General features: G+C 58.9%; 16 protein-coding genes. 7 read left to right on the top strand and 9 right to left on the bottom strand.

Features of this window, described 5'->3' with window-relative positions; translation table 11 throughout:
* Positions 1–13: 13 nt before the first annotated feature.
* The 3 genes from ung to prfB form a co-directional block, all read right to left on the bottom strand.
* Positions 14–706, bottom strand: coding sequence for a uracil-DNA glycosylase (ung, locus tag ABD013_RS11150; protein ID WP_343807400.1), 693 nt, complete (start codon positions 704–706; stop codon positions 14–16).
* 182 nt (positions 707–888) lie between these two features.
* Positions 889–2,403: a lysine--tRNA ligase gene (gene lysS / locus ABD013_RS11155; RefSeq protein WP_343805881.1), complete on the bottom strand. Its 1,515-nt coding sequence runs from the start codon at positions 2,401–2,403 to the stop codon at positions 889–891.
* 23 nt (positions 2,404–2,426) lie between these two features.
* On the bottom strand, positions 2,427–3,521 hold the full coding sequence (gene prfB, locus ABD013_RS11160) for a peptide chain release factor 2 (RefSeq protein WP_343805883.1): 1,095 nt from the start codon (positions 3,519–3,521) through the stop codon (positions 2,427–2,429).
* A 213-nt stretch (positions 3,522–3,734) separates the two neighbouring features.
* Here prfB and nhaD point away from each other — a divergent pair, with 213 nt between their 5' ends.
* Both nhaD and ABD013_RS11170 read left to right on the top strand, forming a co-directional pair.
* Positions 3,735–5,120: a sodium:proton antiporter NhaD gene (nhaD, locus tag ABD013_RS11165; protein WP_343805885.1), complete on the top strand. Its 1,386-nt coding sequence runs from the start codon at positions 3,735–3,737 to the stop codon at positions 5,118–5,120.
* Between the two features lies 1 nt (position 5,121).
* Positions 5,122–5,799, top strand: a complete 678-nt coding sequence (locus ABD013_RS11170; protein WP_343805887.1) for a cytochrome b/b6 domain-containing protein — start codon at positions 5,122–5,124, stop codon at positions 5,797–5,799.
* A gap of 61 nt (positions 5,800–5,860) precedes the next feature.
* Here ABD013_RS11170 and ABD013_RS11175 read toward each other — a convergent pair whose 3' ends face one another.
* The gene (locus ABD013_RS11175; RefSeq protein ID WP_343805889.1) at positions 5,861–6,304 is read right to left on the bottom strand and encodes a c-type cytochrome; all 444 of its coding nucleotides are present in this window, start codon (positions 6,302–6,304) and stop codon (positions 5,861–5,863) included.
* Positions 6,305–6,468: 164 nt separating this feature from the next.
* Between ABD013_RS11175 and ABD013_RS11180 the strand changes: the two genes are divergently transcribed.
* Positions 6,469–7,701 (top strand): MFS transporter, encoded by a 1,233-nt coding sequence (locus ABD013_RS11180; protein WP_343805891.1) that lies wholly within the window; start codon positions 6,469–6,471, stop codon positions 7,699–7,701.
* Here ABD013_RS11180 and ABD013_RS11185 read toward each other — a convergent pair.
* On the bottom strand, positions 7,674–8,198 hold the full coding sequence (locus ABD013_RS11185) for a flavodoxin (RefSeq protein WP_343805892.1): 525 nt from the start codon (positions 8,196–8,198) through the stop codon (positions 7,674–7,676). The genes ABD013_RS11180 and ABD013_RS11185 overlap by 28 nt on opposite strands.
* A 61-nt stretch (positions 8,199–8,259) precedes the next feature.
* Positions 8,260–8,589 carry a phasin family protein gene (locus ABD013_RS11190; protein ID WP_343805894.1) on the bottom strand — a complete coding sequence of 110 codons (330 nt, stop codon included), beginning with the start codon at positions 8,587–8,589 and terminating at the stop codon, positions 8,260–8,262.
* Between the two features lie 127 nt (positions 8,590–8,716).
* Between ABD013_RS11190 and gloA the strand changes: the two genes are divergently transcribed.
* Positions 8,717–9,115, top strand: coding sequence for a lactoylglutathione lyase (gloA, locus tag ABD013_RS11195; RefSeq protein WP_343805897.1), 399 nt, complete (start codon positions 8,717–8,719; stop codon positions 9,113–9,115).
* A gap of 19 nt (positions 9,116–9,134) precedes the next feature.
* Here gloA and ABD013_RS11200 read toward each other — a convergent pair whose 3' ends face one another.
* Complete coding sequence (locus tag ABD013_RS11200) at positions 9,135–10,763, bottom strand: methyl-accepting chemotaxis protein (protein ID WP_343805899.1); 1,629 nt, start codon at positions 10,761–10,763, stop codon at positions 9,135–9,137.
* 239 nt (positions 10,764–11,002) lie between these two features.
* Here ABD013_RS11200 and ABD013_RS11205 point away from each other — a divergent pair, with 239 nt between their 5' ends.
* From ABD013_RS11205 to ABD013_RS11215, 3 genes are all read left to right on the top strand, one after another.
* Positions 11,003–11,809 (top strand): tetratricopeptide repeat protein, encoded by an 807-nt coding sequence (locus tag ABD013_RS11205; protein WP_343805901.1) that lies wholly within the window; start codon positions 11,003–11,005, stop codon positions 11,807–11,809.
* Between the two features lie 220 nt (positions 11,810–12,029).
* Positions 12,030–13,166 carry a YeeE/YedE family protein gene (locus tag ABD013_RS11210; protein ID WP_343805903.1) on the top strand — a complete coding sequence of 379 codons (1,137 nt, stop codon included), beginning with the start codon at positions 12,030–12,032 and terminating at the stop codon, positions 13,164–13,166.
* Between the two features lie 89 nt (positions 13,167–13,255).
* Complete coding sequence (locus ABD013_RS11215) at positions 13,256–13,741, top strand: RDD family protein (protein WP_343805905.1); 486 nt, start codon at positions 13,256–13,258, stop codon at positions 13,739–13,741.
* Here the strand turns inward: ABD013_RS11215 and lptG are convergent.
* Together lptG and lptF are read right to left on the bottom strand one after the other, a co-directional pair.
* Positions 13,738–14,799 (bottom strand): LPS export ABC transporter permease LptG, encoded by a 1,062-nt coding sequence (gene lptG, locus ABD013_RS11220; protein ID WP_343805907.1) that lies wholly within the window; start codon positions 14,797–14,799, stop codon positions 13,738–13,740. The genes ABD013_RS11215 and lptG overlap by 4 nt on opposite strands.
* The gene (lptF, locus tag ABD013_RS11225; RefSeq protein ID WP_343805909.1) at positions 14,799–15,911 is read right to left on the bottom strand and encodes an LPS export ABC transporter permease LptF; all 1,113 of its coding nucleotides are present in this window, start codon (positions 15,909–15,911) and stop codon (positions 14,799–14,801) included. The genes lptG and lptF overlap by 1 nt, the downstream gene beginning before the upstream one ends.
* Positions 15,912–16,088 lie beyond the last annotated feature (177 nt).

Here is a 16,088-nt window from a genome sequence, read left to right on the forward strand (position 1 = left end):
TTGAAACTGGTTTTCAGCGTTCCGGCACCGACTCCGGCAGCTGCCAGTCGATTGCTTCCCTCCCCTGCTCCAGCAGCCACTGATTGGCCTGGCTGAAATGGCGGCAGCCGAAGAAACCGCGGTGCGCCGACAGGGGTGAGGGATGCGGCGCCTTCAGCACCAGGTGTCGACTCTGGTCGATACGCGCCCCCTTCTTCTGTGCATAACTGCCCCAGAGCATGAACACTACGTGCTCGCACTGCTCGTTGACCAGTTGAATGACACGGTCAGTGAACTGTTCCCAGCCCTTGCCCTGATGGGCGTTGGCATTGCTCTGCTCGACCGTCAGTACGGCGTTGAGCAGCAGCACACCCTGCTGTGCCCAATGCTCCAGATAACCGTGCTGAACCGGTTCTATCCCCAGGTCGCTCTTCAACTCCTTGTATATATTGACCAGTGAAGGCGGAATCCGTACCCCCGGCTTGACCGAGAAACAGAGCCCGTGCGCCTGGCCCGGCTGGTGATAGGGATCCTGGCCAATGATCACCACCTTAACCTGATCCAGCGGGGTGGCTTCCAGGGCATGAAACCAGTTGGACGAATGCGGATAGATCACTTTGTGCGCGGCCTTCTCCGCCCGCAGGAACTGCTTCAGTGACTGCATGTAGGGCTGATCGAATTCGGGCTGCAACCCGGACTGCCAGCTGGGCGCGCTATCCAGTGCCATCATCTCTCCTGACAAATTCTGCATAAAATACTGCTCCTACGCAGGGCCGGCCTCATGAGCCAAGCGAATGAAGTGGGTCTCCCTGCTCCCGCGGAGGGCCGCCCCGCGACATACCGTACGTCCTGTACAAAAAGGGCCACTCATTCAGTGGCCCTTGTGGATAACTTAAGCTGCTTCAGCGATCAGCCACGCGGGCGCATGGCCGGGAAAAGCAGCACATCACGGATCGACGGTGAGTCGGTGAACAGCATCACCAGTCGGTCGATACCGATACCTTCACCGGCAGTCGGCGGCAGGCCGTATTCCAATGCATTAATGTAGTCGGCATCGAAATGCATGGCTTCGTCGTCGCCGGCATCCTTTTCTTCCACCTGCTTCATGAAACGCTCGGCCTGGTCTTCAGCGTCATTCAACTCCGAGAAGCCGTTGGCCAGTTCGCGACCGGCAACGAAGAACTCGAAACGGTCGGTGACGTGCGGGTTGTCATCGTTGCGACGCGCCAGCGGGCTGACTTCGGTCGGGTATTCGGTGATGAAGGTCGGCTGCTGCAGACGGTGTTCAACGGTCTTTTCAAAGATCTCGATCTGTACCTTGCCCAGACCCCAGCCGTCCTTGACGTCGATATCCATGTGCTGGGCGATCTGGCGCGCGGCGGTTTCATCAGCCAGCGCTTCAGCGGTAAGCTCCGGGTTGTAGTGCAGGATGGAGTCGAACACGCTCATACGGGTAAACGGCTTGCCCAGATCGTATTCGAAGGTTTCCAGCACTTCACCTTCTTCATTGCGTACGGTGTTAACCACAGTCGTGGTGCCCAGTACATCCTGAGCCACAGTGCGCAGCATGTCTTCGGTCAGATCCATCAGGTCGTTGTAGTCGGCATAGGCCTGATAGAACTCGATCATGGTGAATTCCGGGTTATGACGGGTGGAGAGTCCCTCATTACGGAAGTTGCGGTTGATCTCGAACACACGCTCAAAACCGCCCACGACCAGGCGCTTCAGATACAGTTCCGGTGCAATACGCAGATACATCTGCAGATCCAGGGCGTTGTGGTGCGTCTCGAACGGACGCGCGGTAGCGCCACCGGGGATCGGGTGCAGCATCGGTGTTTCCGCTTCGATGAAGCGGCGATCGATCAGGTACTTGCGGATACCGGCGACGATCTTCGAGCGCATCTCGAACACCTTGCGCGACTGATCGTTCATGATCAGATCCACATAGCGCTGACGGTAGCGCATCTCCATGTCCTGCAGCCCCTTGAACTTGTCCGGCAGCGGACGCAGGCTCTTGGTCAACATTTCGAACTCTTCCATGTCAACGTAGAGGTCGCCCTTGCCGGACTTGTGCAGAACACCACTGACACCGATGATGTCACCCAGATCAACGGACTTGGCAAAGGGGCGCGCCGGCTTGTTTACATACAGCTGAATACGACCGCTCATGTCCTGCAGCACCATGAAGGCACCACGGTTGAGCATCACACGACCGGCTACGGAAACGCGAATAGCGGCTGCTTCCAGCTCTTCCTTGCTCTTGTCGCCATGGGCCTGCTGCAGGTCTTCGGCATAGCTGTCGCGGCGGAAGGTATTGGGGAAGGCATTGCCTTCCTGACGCAGCGCGGCGAGTTTCTCGCGGCGTTCGGCGATCAGGCGGTTTTCATCTTGCTGCACGTTTTGCTGCACGTTGTTGTCTGACATCGAGGTTACCTTAAAACAAATTCTTACAGGCCGGCCTTGAGGCTGGCTTCGATAAACTGGTCCAGATCGCCGTCGAGCACGCGATCGCAGTTGGAAGTCTGCACATTGGTACGCAGATCCTTGATGCGCTGGTCATCCAGCACATAGGAACGGATCTGGCTGCCCCAGCCGATGTCGGCCTTGGTGTCTTCCACTTCCTGAGCGGCTTCACGGCGCTTGAGCATCTCCATTTCGTACAGCTTGGCACGCAGCTGCTTCATACAGGTGTCGCGGTTCTGATGCTGGGAACGCGCCGCCTGGCTCTGTACCACGATACCGGAGGGCTCGTGGGTGATACGCACGGCGGATTCGGTACGGTTTACGTGCTGACCACCGGCGCCGGAGGCGCGGTAAACATCGACACGCAGGTCGGCCGGGTTGATCTCGATCTCCACGTTGTCATCGATCTCCGGCGACACGAACACCGATGAGAAGGAGGTGTGACGACGACCACCGGAGTCGAACGGCGACTTGCGCACCAGACGGTGCACACCGGTTTCGGTGCGCAGCCAGCCGAAAGCGTATTCGCCTTCAAAACGGATGGTGGCGGACTTGATACCGGCCACTTCCCCCGCGGACACTTCCAGCAGCTCGGTCTTGAAGCCCTTGCTTTCGCCCCAGCGCAGGTACATGCGCAGCATCATATCGGCCCAGTCCTGGGCTTCGGTACCACCGGAGCCCGCCTGGATGTCGAGGAAGGCGTTATTGGCGTCGGCTTCACCGGAGAACATGCGGCGGAATTCCAGCTGCTCGAGCATATTTTTCAGGCGCGCCACGTCCGCCTCAACCTCGACAACGGTATCCTCGTCGTCTTCTTCAACGGCCATGTCCAGCAGGTCACGGGCATCGCTGATGCCGTTTTCCAGCTCGTCGATGGTCTTGACCACATTCTCCAGTCCAGCCCGCTCCTTGCCCAGCTGCTGGGCGTTGTCCGGATCGTTCCAGACATTGGGGTCCTCCAGCTCGCGCTCCACCTCTTCCAGGCGCTCACGCTTGCCGTCGTAATCTAGATAGGTGCGCAGCGCCAGGGTACGCTCGCTGAACTCTTTCAGACTGTTGAGAATCGGATTGATTTCCATCGTGGTACTTGGATACTCGCTGCTTGGAAAAAGGAACCCATTCTAACCGATCAGGGGCGCTGTTTGAATGATTCCGCAGTCGGATCGACAGCGACTCGACTTGCCCTGACAGCTAAGCGAGAATGGAGCCGGCACCCTGCAATATGCTTTGTAAAAATTTAGCTCCGGCCCCGATTCCTGGTGCCGTTGTACCGGTAAGGAAGCCCCCTGACGATGACAACTCCCACCACGGTTCTGCTGGACCTGACCTCCAGTGTCTACGGCTACCTGGCACTGCTGATTTTCCTGCTCGGCTACGTTTTCGTGGTGCTGGAAGAACGGCTGGGGTTACGCAAGTCGAAACCGGTCATCGTCGCCTCGGGCCTGATCTGGGTACTGGTCGGCCTGGCCTATCAACAACAGGGGGACAGCCATACCGCCGGCATACAACTGAGGCACTACATCCTCGACTACGCCGAACTCTTCCTGTTTCTGCTGGCGGCGATGACCTTCGTCAACCTGATGGAGGAGCGAAGGGTGTTCGTCGCGCTGCGTACCTGGCTGGTTTCCCGTGGCTACTCAATCCGGACCATTTACTGGGTCACCGGCGGGATGACCTTCGTGATTTCCCCGATCGCCGACAACCTTTCTACCGCTCTGCTGATGGGCGCCGTGGTGCTGGCGGTCGGAGATCACAACTACCGCTTCATCTCCGTCGGCTGCATTAACGTGGTGGTTGCCGCTAATGCCGGCGGGGCCTTCAGCCCCTTTGGCGATATCACCACGCTGATGGTATGGCAGAAAGGTGTCGTTGAGTTCACTGAGTTTTTCCAGCTGCTTCTGCCCTCTTTGATCAACTGGCTGGTACCCGCCCTGTTGATGAGCCTGACCGTCGAGCGCTCCCAGCCCGAAGGCGAAGCACGTCACCAGCGCATGAAAAAGGGTGGCGTCACCATCGTACTGCTGTTCCTGCTGACCATCGCCTTTTCCGTCGTCGTGCACAGTCAGCTGCACCTGCCCCCGGTGCTCGGCATGATGACCGGCCTGGGCGCACTGAAAATCTATGGCTATTACCTGAGCTTCCATGACCCCATCTTCCGCGAACAGGGGCACATCACTCACCATCATGCCGAAAATACTGCCAAGCACAGTCTATTACAGGGCGATCATACCGGCGTTATCCGCCGCTTCGATATTTTCAAGGTGGTTGAGCGCGAATCCTGGGATACCCTGATGTTTTTCTACGGCGTGGTGCTCTGCGTCGGGGGACTGGCGTCACTGGGTTATCTGACCAACCTGTCCGCACTGCTTTATGACGGCTGGGGAATTAACCTGGCCAATGCGCTGATCGGCCTGCTGTCATCACTGGTGGATAACATCCCGATCATGTTCGCTGTGCTCACCATGGACCCGGGCATGACACTTGAACAATGGCTGCTGGCCACCCTGGCCGTGGGCACTGGCGGCTCCCTGCTGTCGATCGGATCTGCGGCCGGGGTTGCCCTGATGGGGCAGGCCAAGGGAACCTATACCTTCTACAGCCATCTCAAATGGAGCTGGGCGATCCTGCTGGGCTATATCGCCAGCCTTGCTTGTCACCTCTGGTTAAATGGAATCTGATATGACTCAACAACCCGTTACCCGGGTACACAAACCGGTCTGGGATATTTACGTTCGCCTGTTTCACTGGTCGCTGGCCGCCAGCATCCTGTTTGCCTGGTGGAGTGGCGAGCAGGGCGGTAACTGGATGGAATGGCACATGTATGCAGGCTACTCCGTACTGACCCTGGTGCTGTTCCGCCTGCTGTGGGGCTTCGCCGGCAGCTACTATGCACGCTTCAGCGAATTTGTGCGTTCACCCGTGCACACGCTGAAGTACAGCCTGCAGCTGGCCAAGCGACAGGAGCCACATTATATCGGCCATAACCCCCTTGGGGGCTGGATGGTACTACTGCTGCTGTTACTCAGTGCCGCTCAGGCCGGCACCGGCCTCTTCGCCAACGATGAGATTTTTACCGAAGGCCCGTTGGTTCACTTGGTCAGCTACGACCTCAGCGTGGAGCTGACACGCTGGCACAAGCTGATCTTCGATGGACTGCTGATCGCCATCGGACTGCACCTGCTCGGCGTGATCACGCACCAGGTCTTCAAGGGTGAGAAGCTGGTCCAGGCGATGCTGCACGGGCGCAAACTCGCCGGCGTCGAGGAGACGAGTTATCCATTTGCGCCATTGCTGCGCGGTATCCTGTTAGCCGCACTGGCGGCATTGATCATATGGGGCCTGCTCAACCTGCTGTGAGGCGGGATCAAAAAAGGGCGCCGCAGCGCCCTTTTCACTGTTGGCGATGACCGCCTCAGACTCAGTCCTTGAAGTTGTCGTGGCAGCCCTTGCAGGTCTTGCCCACCTCACCAAACGCCGGCTTGATCTGCGCCATGTCGCCGGACTGAGCCGCTTCCGCCAGGGCTGCAGTGCGCTCAACCAGCATATTCATGCCGCCTTCGAACTTGTCCCAGTCTTCTTCGATGGCCGGCAGTGCATCGGTGTCCCCTTCGTAAGAACCCGGGACAAAGCCTTCCATCGGCAGTTTGCTCAACTGGGCCACAATTTCGGCGCGACGGCTGAAATCTTCAGCATCATAGTCCGCCTTGCCCTTCACCATGGCCCCCATGGTGCCAAAGTGCCATGCCATGGCGCTGAAAGTGCCCTGGCGGTAGTTGATCGCATCTTCAGGCTTGACGGCCATCGCAGTTGTACTTGCGGCAGTCAGAAGACCTGCCAATCCCATTGCAGCAAACTTGTTCATTGTGTTTTCCCTTTCTCGATGAGTCTGACGTGGCCGACATATTAGTTTAAACTAATTCACGAATCCAACACTCTCACCCAAGAGCAGTTTCTTGGCCACGCCCTGGAGTATAATTCTGCCTGATACAGGCCCTGACTAAGGCCCTGACAAGGATACAAAGTTCCATGCCTCTGATCATTCGTTTACTGCTGCCCTTTGCCCTCGGCTACTGGCTGTCCTATGTGTTTCGGGTAATCAATGCCGTGGTCGCGCCGGCCATCATGAGCGACCTCGCCCTCGACAGCGCAACCCTGGGCTTCATCTCCAGCGCCTACTTCCTGACCTTCGCCGCCTGTCAGATCCCGCTCGGCATCCTGCTCGATCGCTACCAGACCCGACATGTGGCATCGATCCTGCTGCTGTTCGCTGCGGCCGGCAGCCTGACCTTTGCACTGGCTGAAAACAGTTTGATGCTCTGGATCGGTCGCGGCCTGATCGGCATCGGCGTATCGGCCTGCCTGATGGCGGCATTCAAGAGCTATACCACCTGGTTGAAAGCCGAGCAGCTGCCACTGATCAACGGCCTGCAGCTGACCAGCGGCGGCCTGGGGGCGCTGACAGCAACCGCCCCGGTGGAGTGGGCGATGCAACACAGCGACTGGCGCACCCTGTTCATCGGCCTGGCCATCATCAGTGTACTGATCGCTCTGCTGATCAGTCGCTGGATTCCATTGACCCGGCAGCAGCACAAGTTGCCCGGCATGCGGGCCCAGATGCACCAGACACTGACCGTCATTCGCACACCGGCGTTCTACCAGCTGGCACCGGCCAGCATGCTGTCTCAATCAGTATTCATCGCGACCCAGTCACTCTGGGCCGGCATCTGGCTGCAACAGGTCAACCATTTGCCTGCCGCCGACGCCGCTCAGGTACTACTGGTTTCAGCGGCCAGTATGGTGGCCGGATTTATGGGGCTGGGTGTCATTGCCAGCCGACTTAATCGCCTGGGCATCAGTACCCAGACCGTCAGCTTCTGCGGCATGGTCGGCTTTTTTATGGCACTGCTGTGGATCCAGTTACACCCCGCCCAGACGGATAATCTGGCCTGGGCTGCATTCGGCTTTTTCGGCACGTCCGGCACACTGATGTTTGCCGGGCTGGCACAACAGTTTCCCACCGAAATCAGTGCCCGGGTGAGCACCAGTCTCAACCTGGGGATTTTTCTCGGGGCATTCCTGGTGCAATGGGGAATGGGGGCCATCATCGCCGGCTGGCCTTCACCCGACGGCACGGGCTATCCGGACGAGGCCTATCGGGCTGCGCTGGCAAGCGCCACGGCCTTGCAGGCGCTCAGCCTGTGCTGGTATCTGGCCTGCCGCCTGAAAGGGGGTCAGGCATCGAAGGCGGCAATCACCTGAGGCAGCCAGCCCTGCAGACGCGCCTCGGTTTCACCATGCTGGCCATCTTCATCGAGGGCGAGGCCAACGAAAGACTGGCCGTCCTCGGTCAGCGCTTTTGAGGCTTCAAACTGATAACCGGATACCGGCCAGTTGACCACGACCTGAGCCCCACAGGATTGCACCTGCTGGCAAAGCGCCCCCATGGCATCGAGGAACCACTCGCCATAACCCAACTGGTCACCCAGGCCAAACAGGGCTACTCGCTTGCCGCTCAGATCCAGTGCCGACAGTGCATCCCAATGCTCGTCCCAGTCCTCCTGGAGCTCACCAAAATCCCAGGTCGGAATCCCCAGAATCAAACAGGGATACTCAGCCATGGCCACCACACCTTCCACCGCGATATCGTGCAGGTGGATACGGTCAGGCAACATGGCCGCAATCTGATCCGCCACCTGCTCCGTGTTGCCAGTGGTACTGGCATAAAACAAACCGATACTGAGGGCCATACGTTTCATCTCGTAAAAAACAAAAAGCAGCCACCCGGGCTGCTTCTGGTATCTGTGTTGCGGCTCAACTTTACTTCTTGCTGGCAAAAGCCTCAAGCGAGTTCTGAGTCAGCTGCTGAATCGCCTGTTGAGCGGCGGTCAGCGCTTTCATGTTCTGCTCATTGGCGGCCTTCAGCGTGGTCTCGAGTTCCTTCGCATAAGCCTGTTGCAGCTCGACCAGATCATTGGGGGTCTGGCACTTCTGCAGCTCGCTGGTCTGCTGCATGGTGGCTTCCAGGCAGGCCTTGGTACACTCCATCTGCTGACGGGTCAGCTCCTCCAGCATTTTGGTCTGAATGTTGACCAGCTCACGGAATGGAGCCATGGATTCATTGAACTGTTTGGTCATATCCTGAAACATGGGTCAGCCCCCCTTGGCTATTGTTATTAATACTTCCAATTAATCATTGTAGACTGAAAGCCGCAAGCAGATTCTACTCGACCAACGATGTAGATCAGGTTTTCGATACGACTGAAGAGGTGTTTTCATGCGCATGCTGCATACCATGTACCGGGTAACCGACCTGGACAAATCCCTGGCCTTTTATACCGAGGTATTGGGGATGCGCCTGTTGCGACGCAAAGATTATCCGGAAGGCAAGTTCACGCTCGCCTTTGTCGGCTACGGTGATGAAGCGGAAAACACCGTGCTGGAACTCACCCATAACTGGGAAACCGATGAATATGACCTGGGTACCGGCTATGGCCACATCGCCATTGAAGTAGAAGATGTGTACCAGGCCTGCGACCAGATCAAGGCGCGCGGCGGTCAGGTTGTACGCGAAGCCGGCCCGATGAAAAACAGCAGCTCAGGCACCATCCTGGCCTTTGTCAAAGACCCGGATGGCTACCTGATCGAACTGCTCAGTCCCCAGCGCAAGGACTGAGCCTCAGCTCAGGGCATCATCACACGCGGAAGCGTGTGGCGATGCCCTGCAGATCCGCTGCCAGCCGCGACAGTTCATGGCTGGCACTTTCGGTCTGCGATGCGCCGGCCGATGACTCCTGCGCCCCGTCACTGATGGCGACCAGTGAACGGTTGATCTCCTCGGCCACACTGCTTTGCTCTTCAGACGCACTGGCGATCTGCGCGTTCAGGTCGGTAATGCGCTGTACCGCTTGCGCGATGCGGCGCAACGCTTCTCCCGCTTCTCCCGCCTGCTCACCAGTCAGAACAGCCCGCTCCTGGCTGACATTCATCGCCTCAACCGCATGGCGGGTACCCTGCTGCAAGCGTTCGATCACGTTCTGGATCTCGGCAGTAGACTCCTGGGTACGTTGCGCCAGCGAGCGAACTTCGTCGGCTACGACGGCAAAGCCGCGCCCCTGATCACCGGCCCTCGCGGCCTCGATCGCCGCATTCAGTGCCAGCAGGTTGGTCTGTTCAGCGATCCCTCGAATCACTTCCACTACGCTGCCGATGCTTTCGCTGTCCTGCTCCACAATCGCAATCTGCTCGGCCACGCGGGACACCTGCTCAACCAGTTCGGTGGTCGATGTTGCGGCACGCGCCACGATCTGATCACCGCTGTTTGATTCCTCCAGTGTCTGCCGGGCTTCCTGGTCGGCATGTTCAGCGCTGCCAGCCACTTCCTGTACAGTGGAAACCATCTCGTTCATGGCAGCGGCCACCTGCTCAACCTCGGCACGCTGAGCGTTGATAACCTGGCTGGAATGGCTGCTGATGCTGCTCATCTCTTCCGCCGCCGCGGCCAGCTGAGAAGTGGCACTGACAATATGTCCCACCAGGTCCTGCACCTGTTCCAGCATCTGGTTGAAGCTGCTCGCCATCCGGCCCAGCTCGTTGTCGCCCTCCACTTCCGCGCGCAGACGCAGATCGGAATTGTTGGCCACCTGGTTCATCACCGCCTGCAGATGCTCCAGCGGTCGACGGATGGAGCGGTAGTTGTACCAGGCGATCAGCGCCAGCAGTACCACGATGACGATCGCCAGCCCGATCTGGATCGTTTGCTGTTCGTCATAGGCTGTGTGCATGCGTTGACGCATCTGGTCCGCTTCGCGCAGCTGCAGGGCGACCAGCTCATTGACCTTGTCGCTAACCGGGTCGATTGACGCATAGAGCCCACCGTTAAACTCGGACAAGCGTCCCTGACTGATGCCATTCAGCTGCTGTAATGCTTCCTTGAGACGTGCAATCGACCGATTGGCATCACCAAACAGCCGCTCAACCTGGTCTGCCAGCCGAGCCTCCTCCACCGTCAGGGTGGTGCTGCGATAATCACGCCAGTTGGACGCGATCTGCTGCTCCGCCTCGACGACACCCTGGTAAGCTTCTTCGGCGCCGACCAGGCCATTATCAACCTTGTTGACCGCATCAATCACATTGACCGCGTACAGATCCGCCACTGTTTTCAACTGCTGCAGCGGCACAATCCGGTCTGCATAGAGACGATCCACGTTTTCATTGGCTGTTTTCAACTCGACCAGGGAGTCGATCACTATGACCAGCAACCCCAGAATCGGCAGAATGGAACCCACTATCAGCTTGGTACGTATCGACATGTTTGCCAGCATAAGCTACTTCCCGGGTGGCAAATGGAGGGTCACAGCACGGGTGCCGCGCTGCACTATTTTCCTGTACAATAAATATTAGAAACACCTTATCGAAAGGTGGTGCAGGTGAGGGACTGTCCTTATTATGAACGGGGACGCCCCGTCACCACAATAGTGTTCCAGCTGTACTAATTTTCGGCGGAAGCCGTTGTGAACGACTTCCAGACATGCATCAAAACGATGACGAAGGCATGGCTTTAATGAACAAATCCGCACTTCTTGCAGCGGCCGGTCTGCTGTTCACCCTGCACATCACACCCGCCACCGCGGCCAGTATCGATACAGCCAAGCGCGCCCTTGATGCGGGCGACTATGACAAGGCTCAGTCTGAACTTCAAGCACTGGTCAAGGCTCAGGACCCTGACGCCCTGAACCTGCAGGGCCAGATGTACGAAAACGGCTGGGGAGTCGAGCAGGACACCGACCGCGCCCGCCGCCTGTACGAGCAGGGTGCCCGCCAGGGACACTTGGAAAGCGTCAACAGCCTGCGCGCGCTGAAGAACAAGGAATACAAGGTCGAATTCGAACGCCTGCTGCCACTTGCCGAACAGGGTGATGGCGAGGCGCAGAACCGAATCGGCGAAATGTACGAATTCGGTTATGGTGTTGCGCGCGACAACGACAAGGCTTTGGAATGGTTCCGCAAGGCCGCTGATCAGAACGTCGTTGCCGCCTGGCACAACGTCGGTCGCAGCTACAACTTCGGCACCGGTGTGGCTCAGGACTACACCGAAGCCGAGACGTGGTACCGCAAGGCCGCCGAACAGGGGTATATGGAGTCCATGTTCTTCCTCGGTACGCTGTACTCCAACGCCCACGGCCAGGACAAGAGCGCAGATACCAACATCATCGCCTATGCCTGGATGCACAACGCCGCATTGCTCGGCAACAGCACCGCAGCCACCATCGAAACCCGCCTGCTGCTGAAACTGGACGAGAGCCAGTTGGCCGAAGCCAAGGCCCTGGCTGCAAGCTACAAGGACAAGTACGTCACGCCCTTCCAGTAAGCGCGCGCACGGAGCAAGGGGCGAGAACTCCCCTTGCTCATATAACCACAGAGAATATTACAAGCAATTATATTCTTAGATCTATCAGCCTCCCGAAGCTAGACTGCTCATCTTTTAATCAAACATCTGTTGAACGATGACCAGTTTGCACCTCCCTCCTGTTTCCGCGCCCCAGCTTGCATCTCCGCCTCGCCAAACGCTTGCACTGAGCCTGTCAGCTTTGCTCACGGCTGCCCTGTCGGTATATCTGTTTCAGCTCCAGGGTGGCCACACCAGCCTCGTGCTACTGCTCGGTTCGGCTCTGGGCCTGGCGCTTTATCATGCCTCCTTTGGCTTCACTACCGCCTGGCGCAACTTTGTTGTTAACGGCCGCGGACGTGCCATCCGCGCCCAGATGCTAATGCTGGCCATCGCCGTTTGCCTGTTCTTCCCCACCCTTGCAGCGGGTGAATTTCTGGGCCAAAACGTGAACGGCTTTGTCCGCCCCCTGAGCGTTGCCGTGATTTTCGGCGCCTTTATCTTCGGTATCGGCATGCAGATCGGCAACGGCTGTGCTTCAGGCAACCTCTACCATGCCGGCGGCGGTCAATTGCGCGCCATCCCCAGCATGATCGGCTTCACAGCCGGTGCCCTCTGGGCCACACGCGATTATGAATGGTGGACCACGCAGCCGTCCCTGGCCCCCGTCGCCCTGATCGACGCACTGGGTGTACTGCCGGCCATCGCGCTGAACCTGATGGTGTTTGCCACCATTGCCGGCCTGACCCTCATCATCGAGCGGCGCCGCCATGGACAACTGGAACGCGACAATGACGATCAAGCGCCTCCCTGGCCACGGCGCCTGCTGCGTGGTCCCTGGCCGTTCGTCTGGGGGGCCATTGCCCTGGCCCTGCTGAACTTCGCCACCCTCGCCCTGATCGGCCGTCCCTGGGCCGTGGCCCTGGGCTATCCGCTCTGGGGTGCCAAGGCCGCCGAAGCCCTAAATCTGGGTCTGGATATCGACTTCTGGGGCTACTGGATGATGCCGGGACGGGATACGGCACTGATGGGTGGCCTGCTGGAAGACAGCGCCAGCCTGATGAACATCGGTGTTATTCTCGGCGCCCTGATCGCCGCAGCCCTGGCAGGCCGTTTTTCGCTGCAATGGAAAATGCCCCTGCGCCACTGGCTGGGCGCGGTCATCGGTGGCCTGATGCTGGGCTACGGTGCCACCATCGCCTTCGGTTGCAACATCGGCGCCTATTTTGGCGGTATCGCCTCGGGGAGCCTGCACGGCTGGCTCTGGCTGCTGGCCGCCTTTGCCGGCAGTTTCATCGGTACCTGGCTGAGACCCCTGTTTGGCATGACGCGCGCATGAGAGCGACTCAGAGCCGGGCTTAGCCCGGCCCTGTTTACGATGCTACAATCCGGCACCTACTTCTCCAGCCGGATTCAGGAATCGAGACCATGCACCGCCCTTTCAAGCAGGAATTCGCCCAGATCGCCCCCGCCTCGTTCATCAAGCGCCTGATGGCGATGGTGTACGACAGCCTGTTGATCGTGGCGCTGTGGATGGTGATCGGCGCCATCAGCGTTGGTCTCAACGGCGGCGAAGCAATCAGTGTCGAAACCAGCCCACGCACCACTATCGCGCTATTCAACTCGGCACTGTTCTGCGCCACCTTCCTGTTTTTCGGTTTCTTCTGGACCCGCAACGGTCAGACGCTTGGCATGCTGGCCTGGCGGTTGCGTGTGCAGACGATGGCGGGCGGCCGAATGAGCTGGGGGCAGTCACTGGTACGCTTCATGCTGGCAATCCCGTCACTGGGCCTGTTTGGCATCGGTTTTCTGTGGATGCTGCTGACCGACGAGCGCCTGGCGCTGCATGACCGCTGGTCAGGCAGCTGCGTCGTGCAGCTGCCCAAAAAGGATAAGCAAAAGAAGAAAGGCTAACCCGCGCGACGCAGCAGCCAGAAACCGGCACCGGTGCAAATCAGGATCGGTGCCAGTACGGCGATCAGCGGCGGAAAGCCGAACACGGTACTGGCCGGTCCCAGCAGGTCCTGAGCGAACTTGAACATCAGGCCGAAGATGACCCCGGCGATCACCCGTTGACCGACTGTCACGCTGCGTAGCGGGCCAAAGATGAAGGATACGCCGATCAGGACCAGCGCCAGGATCGCCAGCGGCTGCAACAGTTTGCTCCAGAACGCGAGCAGATAGGTATCGGCACTGACCCCCTGAGCCTCCAGGTAATGGGAATAGGACCAGAGGCCGCTGATCGGCAGGTCGACAGGCTCCACCACGATCACCGACAACAGTTCCGGCGTCAGCCCGCTCTGCCAGGCTTCCTGGGGCTGGCTTTCCACCTGAGTGCCCTGCTCGGTGAAACGGGTGTTACGCACCGTTTCCAACTGCCACTGACCATCACGATACTGGCCCCGCTGGGCATAGCTGGCCTGTTCCAGCTGGTGATCCCCGGCAAAACTGTAACGGGTAACACCGTGGATGATGCTGCCGCCCTCCACCGCGTTAATATGGATAAAGCTGTTGCCTTCACGGTGCCAAACGCCATAACGCGAACTCAGCGCACCATTGCCTGACTCGGCCAACGCACGATAACTCTGCGCCTGCTGCTCGGTATACGGCGCGATGAACTGCCCCAGAACCAGCGTAAACAGTGCCAGCAGCATCACCGGCTTGAACACCCCCAGCAGGATACGACCAGTGGAAAAGCCGGCCGCTCGCATCACGGTCAGCTCACTGTGCGTGGCCAGCATCCCCAGACCGATCAGACAGCCAACCAGGCTGCTCAACGGAATAAACTCATAGATACGGCGTGGAATGGTCAGGGTCAGATACCAGAGCGCATCGATAAAGCGGTAACGCTCATCGACATCATCGAGCTGGTCCAGCAACGCCGATACCAGGTCCAGACCGACCACGACCAGCAACACCGCGAGAATTGCGCCCATCACATGGCGGGCAATGTACCATTCAAGACGCAGCATCAGGCGTTCCTCCGGCGCAGTTTGGGCAGGGAGGGAATCCGATGCCACACTTGTTGCCAAAAGCGATCGGCCAGAATGAGGTTGGCCGCCAACAGGATAAAGCCGCCATGGATCAGCCAGAGTGCCCATGCCGACAGGTCGCCATCCTCAACCGCCGAACGGGTACTGGTCAGCAGCGACAGATACAGCAGGTAGACCACGATGGACGGAATCAGCTTGGCAAAACGTCCCTGGCGCGGATTGGTCCGGCTCATCGGCACCGCGATCAGGGTGACGATAAACGCCAGCACCGGCAGCGACAGGCGCCAGTGCAGACGCGCCTGCTGCTTGGGATCCTCACTGGCCAGCAGTTGCATGGTTGGCAGCGCATCCAGTTCGGTCACCTCACGGCTGATCTCCGCTTCCGGCAGGCTGATGCCGTAACTGTCGTAGCCGGTTCGACTGTAGGCCGCCTGACCCGGGACACCGTCATAGCGGTAGCCGTTCTGCAGGATCAGGAAGCGACCGCCATACTCGGGCAGGAACTGGCGCTCGGCCCGTTCCGCCATCAACACGATCGGTTCACCGTCCTCGTTGCGCTGGGCGATGAACACTTCCTGCAACTGGTCTGCTTCGGCATCGTAGGACTCGGCGTAGGTCACCTGACGGCCGCTGGTCTGCGACTGGAAGCGCCCCGGTGTCAGCATCTCCAGTTCGCTGCGCGACTCCTGGATGCTGAAGATCTCCTCCGACTTGGCCGCCCCCAGCGGCGCCAGCCACAAGGTCATCGCCGCAACCAGAGCAGCGACCAGTGCCGCCGGCCCAAGGGCGTAGAGGGCCAGGCGCTTTTGACTGATACCACAGGCACGCAGCACGACCATCTCGCTGTCGAGATAGAGCCGGCCATAGGCCAGCAGGATACCGAGGAACAACCCCAGCGGCAGCAGCAGTTCAAGAAAGCCGGGAATGCGCCAGAGCAGCACCCAGAACACGAAGCTGGCTTCAAGCTTGCCCATGGCCGCATCGGCAAGGTACTTGATCAAGCGCGCACTGGTGATGATCAGCAGCAGAACAGAGGTGACAGCCGCGGTTGAGATCAATGCCTCACGGGCCAGGTAACGGAAGATAATCAAAACAGATTCCCTTTCACCGCCATGGTTTCCAATCGGAGAAATGGTTTATAGTGCGCGTTACATCAGGAACATAAGTGGCGCAAAGTCGATCGGCCCGGAGCGGAACAAACATCCGCCGCTTCAAGGGCCCTGAATCGGCGCATTATCGCGCAATCAGTCTGCAATGTCTTGTACGGA

The sequence above is a fragment of the Marinobacterium maritimum genome, from assembly GCF_039523155.1.
GTDB lineage: Bacteria > Pseudomonadota > Gammaproteobacteria > Pseudomonadales > Balneatricaceae > Marinobacterium > Marinobacterium maritimum.